We start from the raw sequence: 1,001 nt of genomic DNA on the forward strand, positions 1-1,001 counted from the left end.
TCGCAGTTGCAGTAATCGCGCTAATGAGGCCGGAATGGGCGCCAAAATGCGGAAAAAGCCGAGGCAGTGACGTCCGGCTTCCGGATTGTGAAAAACAGCGCTCCCCGCCTTGCGGGGAAAAACTCATCGCTAGCGCGATGAGTACTTCAGCAGCCTGCTAGATCAATTGGTGAAGCGCCACATCAGACCGGCAGAGCGTTTAACTCGGCAGAGAATAGGGTGAGAAGCTTCGATAAGCTATTGTTCACACGACATCGTACGGGTCCCATCGAGAACCACTACTTGAATGCCGCAGATTTTGCTCCCGGTCTAAAACAGCAACTCACTGTGAAAGCATAACAGTTCGGCCCGTCATCCTGACAAGCTACCGGCGCACGCCTCCGCGCCGGAACGCGAGACGGCGCCCGACGTACTTTCAGACCAAGGCTTCGCTCCATCGCGTGGTGGAATAGCGGGCTGTGCAACTCGCGCGGCAATTTCGGCGTGGCTTGCCTTATTGTCGTAAGCGCCGTCACCTCCGATGGTATCAATCGGCGTATCTGGTGTTGGCGTCCATAGCAAGATGGACCGTGCGCCAGGTCCGTCGCTTGAAGCAACTGTGCTTGCGAACCTTCCACTCGTCTTCGCCGTAAAGTTTCAGCCCCGCGCTATCGATCACCAGATGCGGCGGCTCGCCAGTACGCGAGACGGGCAGCACGACGTTCAGATTCTGCGCGCGGCTCATTGTCGTGTAGTTCGGCGCTGGCAACGTTGGGAAGGCCAGGCTACGCAAGCTCTACTCGAAGCCTTGCAGCACGCGCAGCGGCAGCGGGAACCCCTGCTTGAGAGCGATCAGCTCCTGGATCAGCGCATCCGTATAGGCGAGCGGGTGGCCACGATAGGGCGACAGGGCTTTAGCCGGCGGCCCGAGCAAGTTCCTCACCCACCTCGGGATATCTCCTCGGGGTATCAATCCCTTGTCGAACTGCGCCCAGTTCTTGACACGGTAGCCCCCCCTGGAG

At 59.0% G+C, this 1,001-nt stretch carries 1 pseudogene; it reads right to left on the minus strand.

Going from position 1 to position 1,001, the window contains the following annotated elements:
• Positions 1 to 381: 381 nt before the first annotated feature.
• Positions 382 to 1,001, minus strand: a pseudogene (locus tag MKD50_RS30455) (transposase); the annotation flags it as partial.

Origin of the sequence: Cupriavidus mimosae (genome assembly GCF_023952485.1) — a bacterium.
GTDB classification, from domain to species: Bacteria; Pseudomonadota; Gammaproteobacteria; order Burkholderiales; family Burkholderiaceae; genus Cupriavidus; species Cupriavidus taiwanensis_C.